18 protein-coding genes are annotated in these 17,273 nt (G+C 65.4%); 5 read left to right on the top strand and 13 right to left on the bottom strand.

Annotation, left to right across the window (positions count from 1 at the left end):
- Positions 1-7: 7 nt before the first annotated feature.
- Positions 8-598: a porin gene (locus AC1DTQ_RS07165; RefSeq protein WP_477848823.1), complete on the top strand. Its 591-nt coding sequence runs from the start codon at positions 8-10 to the stop codon at positions 596-598.
- 259 nt (positions 599-857) lie between these two features.
- Here the strand turns inward: AC1DTQ_RS07165 and AC1DTQ_RS07160 are convergent, their stop codons facing one another.
- From AC1DTQ_RS07160 to AC1DTQ_RS07140, 5 genes are all read right to left on the bottom strand, one after another.
- Positions 858-1,883, bottom strand: coding sequence for an NAD(P)H-dependent glycerol-3-phosphate dehydrogenase (locus AC1DTQ_RS07160; protein ID WP_477848822.1), 1,026 nt, complete (start codon positions 1,881-1,883; stop codon positions 858-860).
- Positions 1,884-1,980: 97 nt separating this feature from the next.
- The gene (secB, locus tag AC1DTQ_RS07155) at positions 1,981-2,493 is read right to left on the bottom strand and encodes a protein-export chaperone SecB (protein WP_477848821.1); all 513 of its coding nucleotides are present in this window, start codon (positions 2,491-2,493) and stop codon (positions 1,981-1,983) included.
- Between the two features lie 111 nt (positions 2,494-2,604).
- Positions 2,605-3,039 (bottom strand): rhodanese-like domain-containing protein, encoded by a 435-nt coding sequence (locus tag AC1DTQ_RS07150; protein ID WP_477848820.1) that lies wholly within the window; start codon positions 3,037-3,039, stop codon positions 2,605-2,607.
- Positions 3,040-3,135: 96 nt separating this feature from the next.
- Positions 3,136-3,564 (bottom strand): hypothetical protein, encoded by a 429-nt coding sequence (locus AC1DTQ_RS07145; RefSeq protein WP_477848819.1) that lies wholly within the window; start codon positions 3,562-3,564, stop codon positions 3,136-3,138.
- A gap of 31 nt (positions 3,565-3,595) precedes the next feature.
- Positions 3,596-4,066 (bottom strand): YiiD C-terminal domain-containing protein, encoded by a 471-nt coding sequence (locus tag AC1DTQ_RS07140; RefSeq protein WP_477848818.1) that lies wholly within the window; start codon positions 4,064-4,066, stop codon positions 3,596-3,598.
- 72 nt (positions 4,067-4,138) lie between these two features.
- On the opposite strand from AC1DTQ_RS07140, the gene AC1DTQ_RS07135 reads away from it, so the two are divergent.
- Genes AC1DTQ_RS07135 through AC1DTQ_RS07125 form a run of 3 tightly spaced genes read left to right on the top strand, consistent with a single transcriptional unit; the run spans position 4,139 to position 7,250 of the window.
- On the top strand, positions 4,139-4,897 hold the full coding sequence (locus tag AC1DTQ_RS07135) for a uroporphyrinogen-III synthase (protein WP_477848817.1): 759 nt from the start codon (positions 4,139-4,141) through the stop codon (positions 4,895-4,897).
- Positions 4,898-4,953: 56 nt separating this feature from the next.
- A complete protein-coding gene (locus tag AC1DTQ_RS07130; protein WP_477848816.1) occupies positions 4,954-5,991 on the top strand; it encodes a uroporphyrinogen-III C-methyltransferase in 1,038 nt (345 codons plus the stop codon).
- Complete coding sequence (locus AC1DTQ_RS07125; RefSeq protein ID WP_477848815.1) at positions 5,988-7,250, top strand: heme biosynthesis HemY N-terminal domain-containing protein; 1,263 nt, start codon at positions 5,988-5,990, stop codon at positions 7,248-7,250. The genes AC1DTQ_RS07130 and AC1DTQ_RS07125 overlap by 4 nt, the downstream gene beginning before the upstream one ends.
- A gap of 165 nt (positions 7,251-7,415) precedes the next feature.
- On the opposite strand, the gene AC1DTQ_RS07120 is transcribed toward AC1DTQ_RS07125, so the two are convergent.
- The 3 genes from AC1DTQ_RS07120 to AC1DTQ_RS07110 all read right to left on the bottom strand — a co-directional run bounded on the left by AC1DTQ_RS07120 (position 7,416) and on the right by AC1DTQ_RS07110 (position 10,574).
- Positions 7,416-8,426 carry a DUF4349 domain-containing protein gene (locus AC1DTQ_RS07120; RefSeq protein ID WP_477848814.1) on the bottom strand — a complete coding sequence of 337 codons (1,011 nt, stop codon included), beginning with the start codon at positions 8,424-8,426 and terminating at the stop codon, positions 7,416-7,418.
- A gap of 83 nt (positions 8,427-8,509) precedes the next feature.
- Positions 8,510-9,241 carry a hypothetical protein gene (locus AC1DTQ_RS07115; protein WP_477848813.1) on the bottom strand — a complete coding sequence of 244 codons (732 nt, stop codon included), beginning with the start codon at positions 9,239-9,241 and terminating at the stop codon, positions 8,510-8,512.
- Positions 9,242-9,293: 52 nt separating this feature from the next.
- On the bottom strand, positions 9,294-10,574 hold the full coding sequence (locus tag AC1DTQ_RS07110) for an acetyl-CoA C-acetyltransferase (RefSeq protein ID WP_477848812.1): 1,281 nt from the start codon (positions 10,572-10,574) through the stop codon (positions 9,294-9,296).
- Positions 10,575-10,719: 145 nt separating this feature from the next.
- Between AC1DTQ_RS07110 and AC1DTQ_RS07105 the strand changes: the two genes are divergently transcribed.
- A complete protein-coding gene (locus AC1DTQ_RS07105) occupies positions 10,720-11,607 on the top strand; it encodes a hypothetical protein (RefSeq protein WP_477849156.1) in 888 nt (295 codons plus the stop codon).
- Between the two features lie 196 nt (positions 11,608-11,803).
- Here AC1DTQ_RS07105 and AC1DTQ_RS07100 read toward each other — a convergent pair whose 3' ends face one another.
- The 5 genes from AC1DTQ_RS07100 to AC1DTQ_RS07080 form a co-directional block, all read right to left on the bottom strand.
- Positions 11,804-12,370, bottom strand: coding sequence for a superoxide dismutase family protein (locus AC1DTQ_RS07100; RefSeq protein WP_477849155.1), 567 nt, complete (start codon positions 12,368-12,370; stop codon positions 11,804-11,806).
- Positions 12,371-12,581: 211 nt separating this feature from the next.
- The gene (gene ntrC, locus AC1DTQ_RS07095; RefSeq protein WP_477848811.1) at positions 12,582-14,051 is read right to left on the bottom strand and encodes a nitrogen regulation protein NR(I); all 1,470 of its coding nucleotides are present in this window, start codon (positions 14,049-14,051) and stop codon (positions 12,582-12,584) included.
- The gene (locus AC1DTQ_RS07090) at positions 14,041-15,138 is read right to left on the bottom strand and encodes a two-component system sensor histidine kinase NtrB (protein ID WP_477848810.1); all 1,098 of its coding nucleotides are present in this window, start codon (positions 15,136-15,138) and stop codon (positions 14,041-14,043) included. Before AC1DTQ_RS07090 ends, ntrC begins: the two co-directional genes overlap by 11 nt.
- Positions 15,139-15,175: 37 nt before the next feature.
- Entirely contained in the window at positions 15,176-16,762 is a 1,587-nt protein-coding gene (locus tag AC1DTQ_RS07085; RefSeq protein ID WP_477848809.1) for an ammonium transporter, read from the bottom strand.
- A gap of 21 nt (positions 16,763-16,783) precedes the next feature.
- Positions 16,784-17,122 (bottom strand): P-II family nitrogen regulator, encoded by a 339-nt coding sequence (locus AC1DTQ_RS07080; RefSeq protein WP_310092693.1) that lies wholly within the window; start codon positions 17,120-17,122, stop codon positions 16,784-16,786.
- Between the last annotated feature and the right edge of the window lie 151 nt (positions 17,123-17,273).

The following is a 17,273-nucleotide window of genomic DNA, read 5'->3' as shown; positions in this document are numbered from 1 at the left end:
CATTGCAATGAAGAAGTCCTTGCTTGCTCTTTCGCTCCTGTCCGCGCTCACTTTGAGCGCTGCCGCTTCGGCTGCAGAGGGCGTGTCGTACAACTATGTGGAAGGCGGCTATACCGCCACCAACCTGAAAGATGCACCCGATTCCGACGGCTGGGGCCTGAACGGCTCGGTCGCCATCGCACCCAACTTCCATGTCTTCGCCGGTTACAACAACCAGGACCTGAAGGACACGAACTACGGCTACGACCAGTGGCGTGTGGGCGTCGGCTACAACCACGAAATTTCGCAGAAGGTCGACCTGGTCACCCGCGTGGCCTATGAAAAGTTCAAAGGCGACGATTTCACCGTCGGCGATGTGCGCTTCCCCGGCGACGACCTGGACGGCTATAGCGCCGAGGTCGGCGTGCGTGCCGCACTGATCCCGAACCTGGAAGGCTATGCCATGGCCGGCTACGAAGACGGCAAAGACTACGACGGCGATTTCTACGGCCGCCTGGGCGCACAGGTGAAGTTCAACCCGAACTGGGGCATCAGCGGCGACGTGAAATTCGCCGATAACGATACACAGTGGTTCGTGGGCCCGCGCTTCACCTGGTAATAAGGTCAACGGGTGTCCACTGCCATCGAGTAACGCGACGCGTCCCTCTCTCTCCGCGTCGCACCCTGAGCCCGGCCTAGTGCCGGGCTTTTTTTATGGCTTGGCCTCTCCCTTTGAAAAAGTGGGATTGAGGGGGATTTGCTTTTGGCGCGAAGGGCGGATCCCCCGTAGCCCCCTTTTGCCAAAGGGCAAAGCGCTACCGCGCAAGCTCAGCTATGCGACAGGCCGCATCGATTGCGGCGCGGAGCGATTGCAGCGATCAATCCTTGAACAGGGTTTGCGGATATTCGGGTTTCTGTTCGCGCGCCAACAATTGCTGCAGACCGGCGGCGGGCGCCAGATCGCCATGCAGCACGGCGCGGACCGCACTGGAAATGGGCAGATCGATGCCATGGCGATCGGCCTGGCGCATCACTTCGTCGGCGGTCTGCACCGATTCGACCACCTGGCCGATTTCGCGTACCGCATCCTGCAGCGACTGACCGCGGCCCAGGGCCAGGCCGAGGCGGCGGTTGCGGGAAAGATCACCGGTGCAGGTCAACACCAGGTCGCCCAGCCCGGCCAGGCCCATTAGGGTCTCGGGCTTGGCGCCGATGGCTGCGGACAGGCGCAACATTTCGTTGAGCCCGCGGGTGATCAAGCCAGCCCGTGCGTTGAGGCCCAGCTGCATGCCATCGGCCACGCCGGTGGCCACCGCCAGTACATTCTTCATGGCGCCGCCGAGTTCGGCACCGACCATGTCGTCGCCGGTGTAGGCGCGAAACGCCGGGCCATGCAGGACCTCCGCCACGCGTTGGGCGAATTCGGCATCGCTGCCGTGCACGGTCACCGCAGTGGGCAGGCCCAGCGCCACTTCCTTGGCGAAAGACGGACCGGTGACCACGGCCAGCGGTACTGTCGGGCCCAGAATGTCTTCGGCCACTTCGTGCAGGAATCGGCCGGAACCCGGCTCGAAGCCCTTGGTCGCCCAGGCCACGCCGGCAGCGGACGGCCGTAACGGTGCCAGCAGGCGCAGGGTTTCGGTGAATGCGTGCGAAGGCACCACCACCAGCACCAGATCCGCCTGCTGCAGGGCGGTAGCCAGATCGGTGGTAGCGCGCAAGGTGTCCGGCAGCGGAATGCCGGGGAGGTAGCGGACGTTTTCGTGGTTCTGGTCGATGAACTGGGCGGCCTGCGCATCACGGCCCCACAAGATCACGGCGTGTCCATGCCGCGCCATCAACGCGGCCAGCGCGGTGCCCCAGGAGCCCGCGCCCAATACCGCGATTTTCAAGGATTCGGCCAAGCTTCGTCCCTCCTGGAAACAACGACGGGCCGGTTGTTACGGCCCGCCAGATCGCCGCTTACCGCGGCGATTCAACCACAGGATCGGGTCGCGAAGATTAGACGTTGCCGGCCGGCTCGCTATTGGCCAGCTCGCTTTCGCCTTGGGCCGCACGCTGGCGCAAGGTTTCGGCGTACAGGCCGTCGAAGTTGATCGGCTGCAGGAAGAACGGCGGGAAGCCGCCGGCCTGGATCAGATCGCTAAGCAACTGGCGGATGTACGGGAACAGGATGTTGGGGCACTGCGTGCCGAGCAGACCGTCCACCGACTGCGGGTCCAGGCCGACCAGGCCGAATACGCCGGCCTGCTGCACTTCGGCGACATAGGCGGTCTTGTCGCCGGCCTTGCAGGTCAGGGTCACGCCAAGCACAACCTCGAACGCGTTCTCGCCCAGGCGCTGCACGCGCTGGTTGAGGTTGAGCTGCAGCTCGGGCTGCACATTCTCGCTGTAGATCGCGGGCGCGCCGGGCACTTCAAAGGATACGTCCTTGACGTAGATCTTCTCCACGGTGAAGGCGGGAGCGTTGGCTTCGGCGGGCGCGGCGGCGCCGTTGGTGATTTCGTCGGACATGAACGTACTCCGTGGATCTGTATGGAAAAGAGGGCGCGAAAGAGAGGAATTATTGCATGGGATGGCGGCGGGCCGGCCCGGCTTCAAGGGCCGGCCGCTGAAGGACGCGGCTCAGCGGCCTTTGACCAGCGGCAGGTCGGCTTGCTGCCAGGCGGCGACACCGCCGTCCAGCCAGTACACCTGCTCGAAACCGGCCTTCTTCAGGCGTTTGGCGGCTGCAGCCGAAGCCTGGCCGTTGCGGCAGACCACCACCACGGGCAGTTGCTTGGCCGCAGAGAGCACCTTGTTCTCCGGGTCGAACTGGCTGGGAGCGAGGTTGCGGCTGCCGGCGATGTGGCCTTTTTCGAAATCGGCGCTGGCCGACAGGTCCACCACCAGGGCATTGTCGCGGTTGATCAGGCCGGTCAGCTCGGCCGGGCGCAGGGCCTTGTAGCCGCGGAACAGACGGGCGATCTCGGTGACGATGATGGCCAGGGTCAATCCGACCAAGGCCAGCGACAGCATGGGCGAGGAGCTGGCGAAGGCCTGCAGTTGTTCGAAGTTCACGGTATGGATAGCTGCAAAACGGGCCGCGATTGTCGCATAGGCCCAGGACAAGTTCGTGCCTGTTGGGCAAAGGAACCCTTGCCGGCAGGTAGGGCCTTATTCGCCGTTCCACAAATCGGGCAGTCCCACCACCAGCCACCAGCGCTTGGCTTCGGGGTCCCAACGCCATTCTTCGCGGTAGCGCAGGCTGCGTTCGGCCATATTGTGCTTGTTGATCACGCGCAGCTCGACGTTGCGCAACACGTTGCCGTCTTCGCTTACGGAGCTGTTCTTGTCGGTATAGCCCGAGATCTCGACGTGCTTGTAGCGCTCGAACGCCAGTTCGGTCATCGGATGCGCTTCACGATAGGCCGGATCCACCAGCTGCCAGGCTTCCTCGAATTCGCCCCAGCGGATCGCCGTGGCGTACGCCAGCTGCATCGCTTCGAGCTGGCCGCCCTTCTTGCGCTTACCCAGAGCGTCGGCTGGCGCCGCGACCACAAGCGCCAACAGCAGCACTGCCAACAGATTCAGCCATTTACGCATATCGGACCCCACCGTTCCCAAGCGCTGCATCCTACCCTCTCGCAATGGCCACGTAGCGACCGCTCAGGTCGGCCATGAGTTCGCCTTCAGGCCCGGCGATCCGCGCCTGCAGCTGGATGCGTGCCCGACCCCGTTGGGCCAACGTATTCAGGAACGGCGCCCACGACTCTTCCGGCACAAGCTCCGCCTCGGCGCGCAAGTCCGCATACAGCGGTTTTCGATAGCGCACGGCGCTGTCGGCGACGAACACGTCGGCCTGCAACCCGGCCTGGTGCAGCTGCAGCGTCACTAGTCCCCAGCCCGCATAGGTCATCAACGAGGTCATGCTGCCGCCGAATGCGCTGCCCTTGTCGTTCATGTTGGCCGCCAGCGGCGCGTCCATGTGCAGACGCAAACCGTCGTATTCGCCAACGCGTACCCGCATCGCGGCAAGCGGCACCAGTTCGCGGGTATAAACGCGCAGCGCCTCCAGAGCCGATTCGCGCGTAGTCGCCTGCTTCAAACCGAATTCTCCAGAATCGCATTCTTTAAAGCAGCATTCTTCAAAATCGCATCCATCTGAGATGATCCACCCATGGCTTTCGCCGAACCGCCCGGATGGTACGTCATCTCGCTGCGCCCGCAGGGCGGGCATGCTTCGTTGCGCCGTGCCGCTGCCGTGCAAGGCGGGCGATTGATCGCATTGTCTCCGTGGCGCGTAGTGCTGCGCCGCGACGATCAGGCGCGTCAGGCATTGGCGCGTGCTTTGTCGGCGCCGCGGCTGCTGTTCACCAGTCCCAATGCCGTACGCGCAGCCGCAGCGCTACTGCCGTTGGCGCGCAAGCCGGGCCAGATCTGGATCGCCGTCGGCGGCGGAACCGCGGCGGCGCTGCAGAAATCGGGAATCGATGGGGTCGACTCTCCTTCGCGCATGGACAGCGAGGGCTTGCTGGCATTGCCCGTATTGAAGGATCTGCAGGGCATCCGGATCGGGTTGGTGACCGCGCCCGAAGGCCGCGAGATCCTCTCGTCGGCATTGCGCGAACGCGGCGCCGAAGTCTTGCGCGCGGATGTCTATGCGCGCGAACCGGTCGCGCTGTCGGCGCAGGCGCTGCGCAAGCTGCGTACGCTCGACGCGCCCGCCGCGCTGGCGCTAAGCAGCGGCGGCGCATTGAAACAATTGCTGGACAAGGCACCGGCCGATTTGCTCCAACAACTTCGCAATCAGCCCGTGGTGGCGGCCAGCGCCCGATTGCAACAGCTCGCTCGCGATGCCGGCTTTGCTGAAGTAAAGCTGGCGGAGGGGCCTTTGCCGAGGCAATTGATTGCCGCCATGGCGCGCTGCTTCCGTTAGCATTCGCATTGCAATGACTGCTTGTGAACAGACTGCTTGTGAACCGGGACGCTGGTGTGACAGAAGAAACAATTCCTTCCACCCCCAAGCGCGGCCGCACCGGATTGATCGTGATGCTGCTGGCGGTGCTGTTGCTGGGCCTGTTGGGCTGGCGCGGCTGGGCGATGTGGCAGGCACGCGAAACCCACGCGCGGGCGAGTGCGGCCGAGACTGAACAGCGCATCAGCGCGCTGGAGCAACGCATCGACGCCCTGCGCCGCGACCAGCGTGCGCAGACCCAACGCATTCTCGATGCCGCAGCCACCAACCGCGTGCTACGCGACGAGGTACTGGGCCTGAGCCAACGCGGCGCGTTGCTGGAAGACAGCGTTTCCAAACTTGCCGACCCCACCCGTCACGGCGCCCAAGCCTTGCGCCTGGATGAAGTGGAATTGCTATTGAGCCAAGCCCAGCAGCGTCTGGCCATCGCCGATGACCTGGATGGCGCCCGCCGCGCTTATACCCTGGCCGATGGCGCCTTGCAGGGCATCGACGACCCGCGGCTGCTCAACTTACGCCAGGCGCTGGCACAGGAGCGTGCCGCTCTGGATACATTAGGCAACGGCCCGCATGCCGCCATCGCACGGCAACTGGACGTCTTCGCTGCCGCATTGGACAAACTTCCGGATCGTGTACCCGCCGCGGAAGGCCGTAACCAAGCTCTCTGGCAGCGCCTTCTTTCCCCTCTGGTAGAGGTACGGCGAACCGAAAGCAGGACCATTATCGCGCCCAGCGAGCGCGCCGCAGGCGAAGCCGCCCTGCAGATCGAGCTGAGTCTGGCGCGTGCGGCGTTGGAACGCGACGATGCCGCCGGTTTTCGCGCCGGAATCGTCCGCATGGAGGCGTGGTTGACACGTCTATGGCCGGAGTCGCCGGCCTTGCAGCAACGCCGCAATGAATTGAAGGTGCTGCGGACCGCCGCATTGCAACCTTCGTTGCCGGTGTTGGGGAGTACCTTGCAGCAACTGCGGCAGTTGCGGAACTCGGGCTACACGCCCCCACTTCCGCAAGCCACCGCAACCCGACTGCCCGCCGCTGCGGAGATCGAACGATGAAAATATTGCGCACTGCGATCCTGCTGCTGCTGATGATCCTACTGGGAGTGCTGGGCGCACAATGGCTGGCCCGCGATGGCGCCCGCGACCTGGGCGAAGTCGTCGTGCATGCGGGTGGTTACAATTTCGAAGCGACCTTGCCTGGCGCGCTGTTGGCGCTGGCCGCGGGCGCATTACTGCTGTGGATCGGCTGGAAATTTTTGACCTTGCCGTTCCGCGCCTGGGGCCGCTACCGCCGCAAGCAGGCGCGCGCACGGCTGACCGAAGGCCTGGAGGCGTTGCATGGCGGCTACTGGCAACGCGCGGAAAAATTACTGCAGCTCGCCGCCGAGGACGACGAGGTCGGCACCATCGCCCGCACCGCCGCCGTGCGCGCGGCCGATGCCCGCGGCGATGAAGCCGCGGTGCAATCGCACCTGAGCGCGCTGGCCCAGCGCAGCGCCAGCGCGCATGCATTGGCCGTGGCCGATCGAGCCATGGCGCGACAGCAACCGGCCGAAGCGCTGGCCGCGCTCGACGCGTCGGCCGCGCAGCCGTTGCCGCCGCGCGGTCTGGCCTTGCGCGTGCAAGCACTGGCCGACAGCGGCCGCGCCGGCGATGCCTACGGCATGCTGGGACCGTTGAAACAGCAACAGGCGCTATCGTCGGCTCGATACACGACGCTCGAATCGGAACTTGCCGCGCAGGCCATGCGCGAGGCCAGCGACGCCAATGTCCTGGCCGAACGCTGGGAGACCCTGCCCAAGCCGCTGCGTGCCGATGCCGCGATCGTCGCCGCCTATGCCGAACGCGCGGCGGCGCTACGCTGGGAAGACGCGGCCGCACGCAGTCTGGAGCAGGCCATCGACGCCCGCTGGGACGAATCGCTGGTCGCGCTGTACGGCCGACTGCCGATCGGCAAACTCGATTCGCGTCGCGCCAGCGCGCAACGCTGGTTGCAGGCGCATCCCGCCAGCCCGCCGCTACTGGTTACGCTGGCGCAGCTGGCCCGCTTGCAGGGTCAGTGGCCGCAGGCGCAGGAATTCCTGCATCGCGCCTTGGCTCAGGGCGCTAGCGCCGACGCCTGGGAAGAACTGGGCCATGGCTTCGCCGCTGCGGGCGAGGAAATGCTGGCCCGCCGCAGCTATGCCAATGCGCTGGCCGCAAAACGCGGCGTGGCGGCGACCGAACTGCCCGGTCGCGACCTCAAGCAGAAGATTTTCGATGAAGCCGTGGTGGAAGAACGCGACGAGCATGGCGTGCCGCGATTGCGGGAGTGATGCGCGCGTGAATGAGCGCATGGCCGTGGCGAGTCATCAGTTCAATAATAGTGCCGTCATCCCGGCGAAAGCCGGGACCCATCTTTCCGAGCTCGTTGAGTTGGGTCCCGGCTTTCGCCGGGATGACGGCCCTTTCACTTTAGGTTTCTGTCGCTGCCGATCTACTTATTTTCTACGTAGCCGCCGGTAACCCCAAACGGCCAACACGATCAACAGCCACAGCGGCCACAGCGCGATTAGTTGGATGAACACCTCCAGCACGCCATACCAGCCGATCCGCAACGAGCTGCCCAAGCGAGGGAAGAAGCCGGGACTGTTGGCTTCGAATACCGCTTCCACGTCGGTCAGTTCGGTCTGTCGGATCTTCGACAGCTGGTATAGCGACAGGTCGATGGTGGCGAAGGCGACCCGGTCCTCGAATTCCTTCTGCGCCACTAACGCTTCATCCCGGCCGGATTTCGCGTCATCGCGTGCGGCTATCGATTCCACCTTCTGGCCCAGCTTGCCGCCTTGCTGAGTGGCTTGGCCGAGCTCCTGCTGCGTTTCCTGATTACGCTGATAGGCCAACTGCTGCCGCAGCATCGCAAACTGCGCGTCGGCTGCGTCGAAGTTGCGACGATCCAGGAATTCCATCTGGTTGACGATGCTACGCAGGAACGCCTGCGCCTTGTCGCTGGGCACACGCACCGATAGGTTGCCGCGCACCGTGTATTCGGCAAGCTCGATCAGCTTGCCGTCGCCCTTGGGACGGCGCTGCACTTCCTGCACATCGGCGGCGATCTCGTTCCTGACCACGAATCCGCCCTGCGCCGCCACCGCGTCCTCGATGGCAAGCGCGGACTGATACACGTCCTTGACCCGGAAGTTGGCTTGCGCGGTGCGGATGAACTTGCGCTGCGCATCGGTGTAGGTGGCGGCGCTGGAGCTTAGTTGCGCCTGGGTCGGCGGCGCTGCGGAAGGCGCGTCGGCGGTAGCGTCCTTTTGCAAGCGACCTCCCACCGATGCCTTCGCGGCATCGGTGGCGGCGGCTTCCATTTCCATTGCAGGAGCGGCGGCAGGTGCCGGCGCCGCCGAGCCCATCGATGCTTCAGCCGCTCGTTCCTGTTTGGAACAGGCGATCAGCAGGGTAATCAGTGCCGCGCACAGCGTGATGCGAACCAGGTGACGGGATTGCATTTGGTTGTCCTCGAAGGAATCGCCAGAGATCGCGCGGGAGACGCGGAGTGATGTCTCATAACGGCGCAGCGAATGATTCGGGGTTATGCGCCCGAAACTTCGTCTGTGGTGAGGCAGCGCGCGGTTTCCCGCGCCTGCGCCGCGCGGGCGGCCTCGTCCAAAAGGCGGAATCCGGCCAGATCCACTTCGTTCGCGCCGTCCGGCACGTCGAACGACTGCTCCGGTTCCATGCCAAGCAGGCCGCGCGCGACCGTCATCGCCGACAACAATGTGCCTAGGGGCGTGGGATGCAAGCGATCGTTCTCGTACAGCGGAGGCGGGTTCGCTTGTGCGCGGGCGATGCGCCAGGCACCGGCGACAGGCAGCACGCAGGCTTCGATGGCAGTCGCGGCTTCGCGGTAGCTGGCTTCGGCCTGCAACGACATCGAGACATTGCGTTGCGCTGGCCAGGCGGACATCAGGGCGATGCGTATGGGCTTGTCCTGTAATTGCGCCGCGATCCGGCGCGCACTATCGACCAGATCGCGCCTGCTCTCCGGCAATGCCGAAGGTCCCTGCTGCAACACCACCCAGTCCCACGACTCCTCCAGCAAAGGCGCAAGGCGGCGATTGCGCAGATGATCGGACAGGGAATAGTCCGGTTCGGCGCGCATGGTCGCTTCGATCGTCACGCCGCGCGCGGCTGCGAGCGCCTGGACAGCGCCCGGCAGGTTGTTGGTATACAGGTAACTATTGCCAACGAAGAGCACGCGCAGCGGCCGTTGCGGCTCGCTGGCCGCCGAGGGCCATGCGGCCAGCATCGCGCTTAACAGCATCCACCGGGAGATCCGCGTTGCGACATTCATGCGCAACCCAGTGGCGCCGCGCTCAGCGTTCGACGATGGCGACCACGCCCATGCCGCCTGCGGTGCAGATCGACACCAGCGCGCGGCCGCCGCCGCGCTGCTTCAGTTCCTTGGCCACGGTGGCGATGATGCGCGCGCCGGTGGCGGCGAAGGGGTGTCCCGTGGCGAGAGAAGAACCGTTCGGATTCATCTTGGCCGGATCTATCCGGCCCATCGGGGCGTCCAGGCCCAGGCGGTTCTTGCAGTATTCCTCGCTCTCCCACGCACGCAGCGTGCACAGCACCTGCGCGGCGAAGGCTTCGTGGATTTCGTAGATGTCGAAATCCTGCAGGGTCAGGCCGTGGCGCTTGAGCATTTCCGGCACCGCGATAGTCGGCGCCATCAGCAGGCCTTCGCCGTGCACGAAATCCACCGCCGCCACCTGCGCATCGCGCAAGTACGCCATCGGCTCATGGCCATGGGCATTAGCCCATTCATCCGAAGCCAGCAACACCGCGGCGGCACCGTCAGTCAACGGAGTGGAGTTGGCGGCAGTCAGCGTGCCGCGTCCGGAGGTCTTGTCGAAGGCCGGCTTCAGCGTCGCCAGTTTTTCCAGCGAGGTATCGGCGCGCAGGATGTTGTCGCGTTGCAGGCCGCGGAACGGCGCGATCAGGTCTTCGAAGAAACCGCGCTCGTACGCCGCGGCCAGCTTGTGGTGCGAAGCGACCGCGAGCTCGTCCTGCGAATCGCGCGAGATGCTCCACTGCTTAGCCATGTCTTCGCAATGATCGCCCATGCTCTTGCCGGTACGCGGTTCGGCCACGCCGGGGAATTCGGGTTTGAGTTCGGCGAACTTGAAGCCTTTGACCAGCGTCTTGACCTTATCGCCGGTGGTTTTGGCGCGATTGGCGGCCAACAGGCGCGCGCGCAGCTTCTTGCCGTAGACGATCGGCACTTCGGAAGTGGTGTCCGAACCGCCGCCGATGCCCGATTCGATCTGGCCCAGCGCGATCTTGTTGCCGACGGTGATGATGGAATCCAGGCTGGTGCCGCAGGCGCGTTGCAAGGTGATGCCCGGCGTCAGCGGCGACAGGCCGGAGGAAAGCGCGGCTTCGCGGCCCAGGTTCCAGTCGCTGGAATGCTTGATCACCGCGCCCATCGCCACTTCGCCCAACTGCTGGCCGTGCAGGCCGAAGCGCTCCACCAGCGCGCCCAGCGTACGCACCGACATGCCCAAATTGCCCACGTCCGAATAAGCCGTGTTCTGCCGACAGAACGGAATACGGACGCCGCCGAGGATGGCGACGGGACGGGCTGCTGGCATGGGTAACCTCGCGGAGTGAGGGCGGGATAAGCGGCCCGTTAACGCGCAGCGGGCATAATGCGAAAGTGTAATGCGGTGACGGCACCGGGCCAACCTAACGATGACTCAATCCGACTTCGGTGTTCATGTGATGGGCGAACATGTGATGGGCGAGCATGTAATGGACCAGCATGTAATGGGAGTGTTCGCGCTGGAGCTCGTCGGCGGCAGTTCTCCCGCCGCTGCGGCATTGCCGCAAGCCCAGGCCGGCGGACTGGTGGAGCTGCTGGCGCGCGACCTGAGCAAGCTGGTGCCGGGCGCGAGCGCGCTGGACTTGAGCTTCGCTGCCGCCCATTTCGATCCGGCCGAAGTGCTGCGCCCGGGCTGGCCGCTGCATCGGCGGCTGGACGAATTGCGCCAGCGCGCGCCGGGACGCGAGCAAGGGCCACGAGTGATCGCGTTCGGTGCCGACGGCGAAGGCAAGGTGCCGCTGCCGTTCGCCGCCGAGACCGGGTTGCAAGGCGGACAGATGCGCGTGCTGCCCTTCCTGCTCAGCGGGGCGTCGGAAACCGTTCGCGCATTGCAGGAAGATTTCGAGGAAGTGCTGTTGGACCGCGGCATGGCCGGGGCCGATACCGCGTTGCTGGCCCAGCAAGCCTTCGGCGCGCAGATCGAACATGCGCGTTACCTGACCGCGCACGACCTGGCCGCGATCATGGCCATGCAGTATCAGAACCAAGGCCTGCAGCGCCTATGGCCGATCATCGAGACCGCACTGCTGGACCCGAACGGCGAAGAATGGCTGGACGAACCGCCGGAACCGTTGCTGCGCTACGCCGGCGGCGAGGTACAGATAGCGCTGCTGGACCCTGTCGCATGGCGGCAGCGTCATGCCGATCACGTCTCCGGCGATGCGGTGCGGCTGGAACGGGCCTACGAGTACTTCCAGGCGCGCCAGCGACAAATTGCGGCGGTGCTGGAAGCGCACGGGATTCCGGTGACGTTTGCGTATTGCTCAGGCGCAGAGGATGCGCGCGAGACGCTTAGCGTTTGATTTTCCTTCTCCCATTGGGAGAAGGTGCCCGCAGAGCCTGCCCCGTACTTGATACGGGGGCGGATGAGGGCATGTACCTTCAAATTGACGGATAAGTTTCCGTGGGTTGGAATTCTCCCGCCCTCATCCGTCGCTTCGCGCCACCTTCTCAGCCCTGCACACCCTTCGGGCGCCCGAAGGGAGAAGGGAACTGAAGCTACTGCGTCACCTTGATCACGCCACAAGCCACGCGCGCGCCAGCATTGCCTGCGGGCTGGCTGCTGTAGTCGTCGGGTGCGGCATGCACCACCAGGGCACGCCCGGCGATGTCGTTGACCGCGCCGCCGCCCAAGGTGACACCACTGATGTGAATATCCAGCTTGACCACGCCTTCGCGGTCGGCGACCACGTTGTCCATGTCGCCGGCATGGTGCGGGCCCGATTCGGCTTTGCCGTGCGCGGCAGCAAAAGGATTGAAGTGCGGGCCGGCGCTGCTGGCATCGACCGCGCTGCAGTCGCCTTTTTCGTGAATGTGGAATCCATGCGTGCTGTTGGGCGGTAATCCGCCGACGGTGCCGGTGATGTGTACGCCGCCGCTCATCGGTACCAACGTGGCCTTGCCGCTGACCAGACTGCCGGAGGCCGACGCCAGGTTCACTACCGCCTGCTTAGCGGTGCTTTGCGTGGGGATTTCGACCTTGGCGGGCTTCGGCGGCGGGGCGGTACCGCAGGAGGTGAGGAAAACGGCAGTAGCGGCGGCCATCAGGGCGGTACGCATGGGGATACTCCGTAGAGGTTCGCAGCCAAGCTAACCGCGCGGCGGTTTACGGGCGATGAAAGTGGACGCAGAGAGCCTGTCGGAGCTGCGCGTGGGAGCGGCGTCCCGCCGCGAGCTCTTGAGGCGGGGATCCCGAGGCGTTCCGGATCCAGCGCTTGAAACGTCAACTGCAGAAGCTCGCGGCGGGACGCCGCTCCCATGCAAGATTATTTGGCGATCAACGCCGCTTGCGGCCTGGCCCCAACTTGCGCGTCACCGTATTGCGGCCGACGCCCAGCTTGCTGGCCGCTTCGGCGCGGCGGCCATGGGTGAACTGCAACGCCACTTCCAGCAGGGTGCGATCGAAGCGCTCGCGGGCTTCGGCGTGCAAACCTTCGGCGCCTTCATCCAGCCGCGCATGCGCCCACACGGCGAGCGCCTGGTGCCATTCCATTGCCTGCGGCACCGACGTGGTGACGTTGGTGGAGAGCGCGCCCTGCAGGTCGAAGGGAGTAATGGTTTCGCCCGGCGCCATCGCTGCCAGGCGCCAGCACACGTTTTCCAGCTCGCGTACGTTGCCCGGCCAGTCGTAGGCGCGCAAGGCCTCAAGTGCGGGCGTGGCGAAACGCTTGGCTGGCGCGCCGAGTTTGCGCGAAGCGATGGCGAGGAAATTCTCCGCCAGCTGAGCGACATCGTCGCGGCGTTCGCGCAACGGCGGAAGCTGCAGACGCACCACGTCCAGCCGGTGCAGCAGGTCGGCGCGGAAACGGCCTTCGGCGACCAGCGCTTCCAGATTCTGGTGGGTGGCGGCGATCACGCGCACGTCGACCCGGATCAGTTCGCGGCCGCCGACGCGGAAGAATTCGCCTTCGGCCAACACCCGCAGCAGGCGGGTCTGCAAAGGCAGCGGCATGTCGCCGATTTCATCCAGGAACAGCGTGCCGCCGTCGGCCTGTTCGAAACGCCCGATGTGCCGGCGCTGGGCGCCGGTGAAGGCGCCGGCCTCGTGGCCGAACAGTTCGCTTTCCAGCAACTCGGCGGGAATCGCCGCGGTGTTGAGCGCGATGAACGGCTTGCGTGCGCGCGGCGACTCGCTGTGCAGCGCGTGGGCGACCAGTTCCTTGCCGGTGCCGGTTTCGCCGGTGACCAGCACCGACAGCGGCGCCTGCGCCAGGCGGCCGATGGCGCGGAACAGCGCGCGCATGGCCGGCGTATCGCCGATCAGCTCGGTGCCGCCGACCTCGGAGCCTGACGCTTCGGCAACCGGTTCCGATGCGGAACTCGCGGCGACATCGGGCAAGGCGCGCGCGGCCAGCGCGACGGCGTCGTCCAGATCGAAGGGCTTGGAAAGGAATTCGTGCGCGCCGCCGCGAAACGCGCCGGCGGTGCTGGCGATATCGGTATAAGCCGACATCACGATCACCGGCAGTTGCGGATGCGCGAGTTTCAACTTGTCCAGCAGCGCCAAGCCATCGTCGCCGGGCATGCGCACGTCGGTAAAAATCAGATCGGGAGCCGGCAAGCCGGACGCGCCTCGAGCATCCAAAGCCCGCAAAGCGGAAGCCGCACTGTCGAAACCATCGACCGCATAACCGGCATCACGCAATGCGGTAGCCAGCACGAAACGCACCGAACGATCGTCGTCCACCACCCAGATGCGTTGCGCGTTGGGCGCGGCGGGCGCGAAGGAGGCCGGGTCAATGGACATGGCGCTGCTCCTCGGGGCGCTGCCCCTCTGAGCGATGCTCGTCCGGCTGCGGCAGCAGCAGGGTGAACACGGTATGCCCCGGGCGCGAACGGTAGGTCAGCGAGCCGCCGTGTTCGCGCGCCACCTGCTGGGCCAGCGCCAGACCCAGGCCGCTGCCTTCTGCGCGGCCGCTGACTAAGGGCAGGAACAAATGTTCGGCCAATTCTTCGGGCACGCCCTTGCCGTCGTCGATGATCTCCACGCGCAGCGCCATCGCGTGCAGGTGGTCATGGATGCGGACGCCATGCTCGACGCGGGTGCGCAGGGTCACGCTGGCGGCGCCGGCCTGGATCGCGTTGCGCACCAGGTTCCAGACCGCCTGGGTCATGCGGTCGGCGTCGCCGGGGAATTCGGGAATGCTGGGGTCGTAATCGCGTTGCAAGCGCACCGACCAGCCGCCTTCGGTCTCGGCCAGGCGCAGCACGCGTTCCAGCACCACGTGGATATTTAGAGCCGTATGCGGGCGTTGCGGGGAAGGGGAAAGCAGTTGGTCGAGCAGGCCGTTGAGGCGTTCGATCTCCGATTCGATCAGGCCGATCAGCTCGCGTTCGTCGTCGTTGTCGTCGCGATGCAGCGCACGTCGCGCCAGCAACTGCGCTGCGCCCTTGAGGCCGGCGAGCGGATTGCGAAGTTCGTGAGCCAGGCCTTTCAATGCCGCGCCCAAGGCGCTGGGCAGTACCTGGGCCGGATCCAACGCCGGGAATTCGTCCAGCGGGTGCGCCTCCAGCAACCAGCCGCCGTCATCGAGCCGCGACAGCCAGCCTTCGGCGAAGCGTTGCGGTTCGCCCGGCAGACCTAGGGCCATGCGGTGCAGCCGCAGCACATCGCGATCGGTGTTTTCTAGGAAACGCGCCATGGCATCGCCATCCATTTCCAATGCCGCAAGGGGTTGGCCGAGCAGGCGTCGTGGGCTGACGCCCATCCAGCGCGCAAAGGCCGGGTTGACGCCGAGCAGGTTGCCCCCGGCGTCCGCCCAGGCCACCGCCGTGCTGAGCACGTCGGCGGAAGGTCCGTCTGTAGCCAAGCTTTTGAGGGTCAGGGGCGACATTGCACCAGTTTAGTGCAAGGCCGCCCCCGGTGTGCCATCAGGCCTCGTACGCCGCTTCGCCATGCGAGGAGATGTCCAGACCTTCGCGTTCGGCTTCTTCGCTAACGCGCAGGCCGACCGTGTACTTCACGATCAGGAAGGCGACCAAGGCCACCACGCCGGACAGGACGATCGTGGTCAGCACGCCCTGGGCCTGGATCCAGACCTGGCCGGCGATGTCGTATTCCGGCAGCGCGGTTTCGGTCACATAGTCCCAGATGCCCGCGCCGCCCAGTGAGGGAGCCGCGAACACGCCGGTCAGCAGCGCGCCGGTGATACCACCCACGCCGTGCACACCGAACACGTCCAGGCTATCGTCCGCGCCGAGCAGCTTCTTCAGCCCGGTCACGCCCCACAGGCACAGCACGCCGGCAATGGCGCCGATGGCCAGTGCGCCGTTAAGACCGACGAAACCGGCCGCCGGGGTGATCGCGACCAGACCGGCCACCGCACCCGAAGCCGCGCCCAGCAACGAAGGCTTGCCCTTGAAGATCCACTCCATCAGCGTCCACGTCACCACCGCCGCGGCCGTGGCCAGGAAGGTGTTGACGAAGGCGATCGCGGCCACGCCGCCGGCTTCCAGTGCGGAACCGGCGTTGAAGCCGAACCAGCCGAACCACAGGATCGAAGCGCCGACCATGGTCAGGGTCAGGTTGTGCGGCTTGATCGCCTCACGCCCATAACCGGTGCGCTTGCCGATCACATACGCACCGACCAGGCCCGCGACCGCGGCGTTGATGTGCACGACGGTGCCGCCGGCGAAATCCAGCGCGCCCTTGGCGAACAGGAAACCCGACTTGGACAGCGCGGTGGTGGCCGCCGCTGCATCGGTGAACGCATCCGGGCCGGGGAAGAACCAGACCATGTGCGCCATCGGCAGGTAGGCGAAGGTGAACCACAGCACGGTGAACAGCATCACGCCGGCGAACTTAACGCGTTCGGCGAAGGCGCCGACGATTAGCGCGCAGGTGATGCAAGCGAATGCGCCCTGGAACACGAAGAACGCCAGTTCCGGAATGTACACGCCCTTGGTGAAGGTCGCGCCGATGGAAGCGGCATCGAGTCCGTGCGACAGCACGCGATCCCAGCCGCCGATGAAAGGCGTGCCTTCGGTGAAGGCGATGCTGTAGCCGTACAGCGCCCACAGCACGGCCACCAGCGAAAACACCGCCAGATTCTGCACCAAGATCGACAGCACGTTCTTCGAACGCACCAGACCACCGTAGAACAGAGCCAAGCCGGGCAAGGTCATGAAGATCACCAGCGCCGCCGACATCAGCACCCAGACGGTGTCCGGTTTGCTGATGCTCGGTGTGGGCGCAGCGGCTTCTTCGGCAGGGGCGGCTTCAGCAGCGGCGGGCTCGGTAGTGGCCGTCGCGGCAGCTTCGGCAGGCGCCGGAGCGGGGGCTGCGTCAGCGGTGGGAGCGGCCGCCGGGTCGGCCGGTGCGGCAGCGGTTTCTGCAGCCGGCGCCGCGGTGTCCTGCGCCATCGCGCCGAATCCGGTACCCAACGCTACGCAGCACAATGCCGCCAAGCTCATGACTTGCAGTCGGGTTTTCCACCCGGAGAAAAAACGCGTCTTCATGTGGGGAACTCCGAGTAGGGGTTAGAGCGCGTCCGCGCCGACTTCGCCGGTGCGGATGCGGATGACCTGGTCGATGGCGGTGACGAAAATCTTGCCGTCGCCGATCTTGCCGGTGCCCGCCGCCTGCTGGATGGCCTCGATCACGGCATCCAGGCGTTCGTCGGTGACCACGGTTTCGACTTTGATCTTGGGCAGGAAATCGACGACGTACTCGGCGCCCCGGTACAACTCGGTGTGGCCCTTCTGCCGGCCGAAGCCTTTGACTTCGGTGACGGTGATGCCCGACACGCCCGCTTGCGACAAGGATTCTCGAACCTCGTCTAGCTTGAACGGCCGGATGATGGCGGTGATCAGTTTCATGCGCATTCCCCGTGGGTGGATGGAACCGGTCTCGCGAGGCGACCGGTGGGTTTCGTACACAAAACAGAAACCGCATTCGACGTGGGAGAGGGAGCTGCGGTTCTCTGTTTCTGTTCTTCTTTCTGTTGCCGGTGAAAATTACGAAGGGAAA

The sequence above is a fragment of the Pseudoxanthomonas sp. P4_B2 genome, from assembly GCF_056402315.1.
This window is presented reverse-complemented; position numbering and strand designations above follow the sequence as displayed.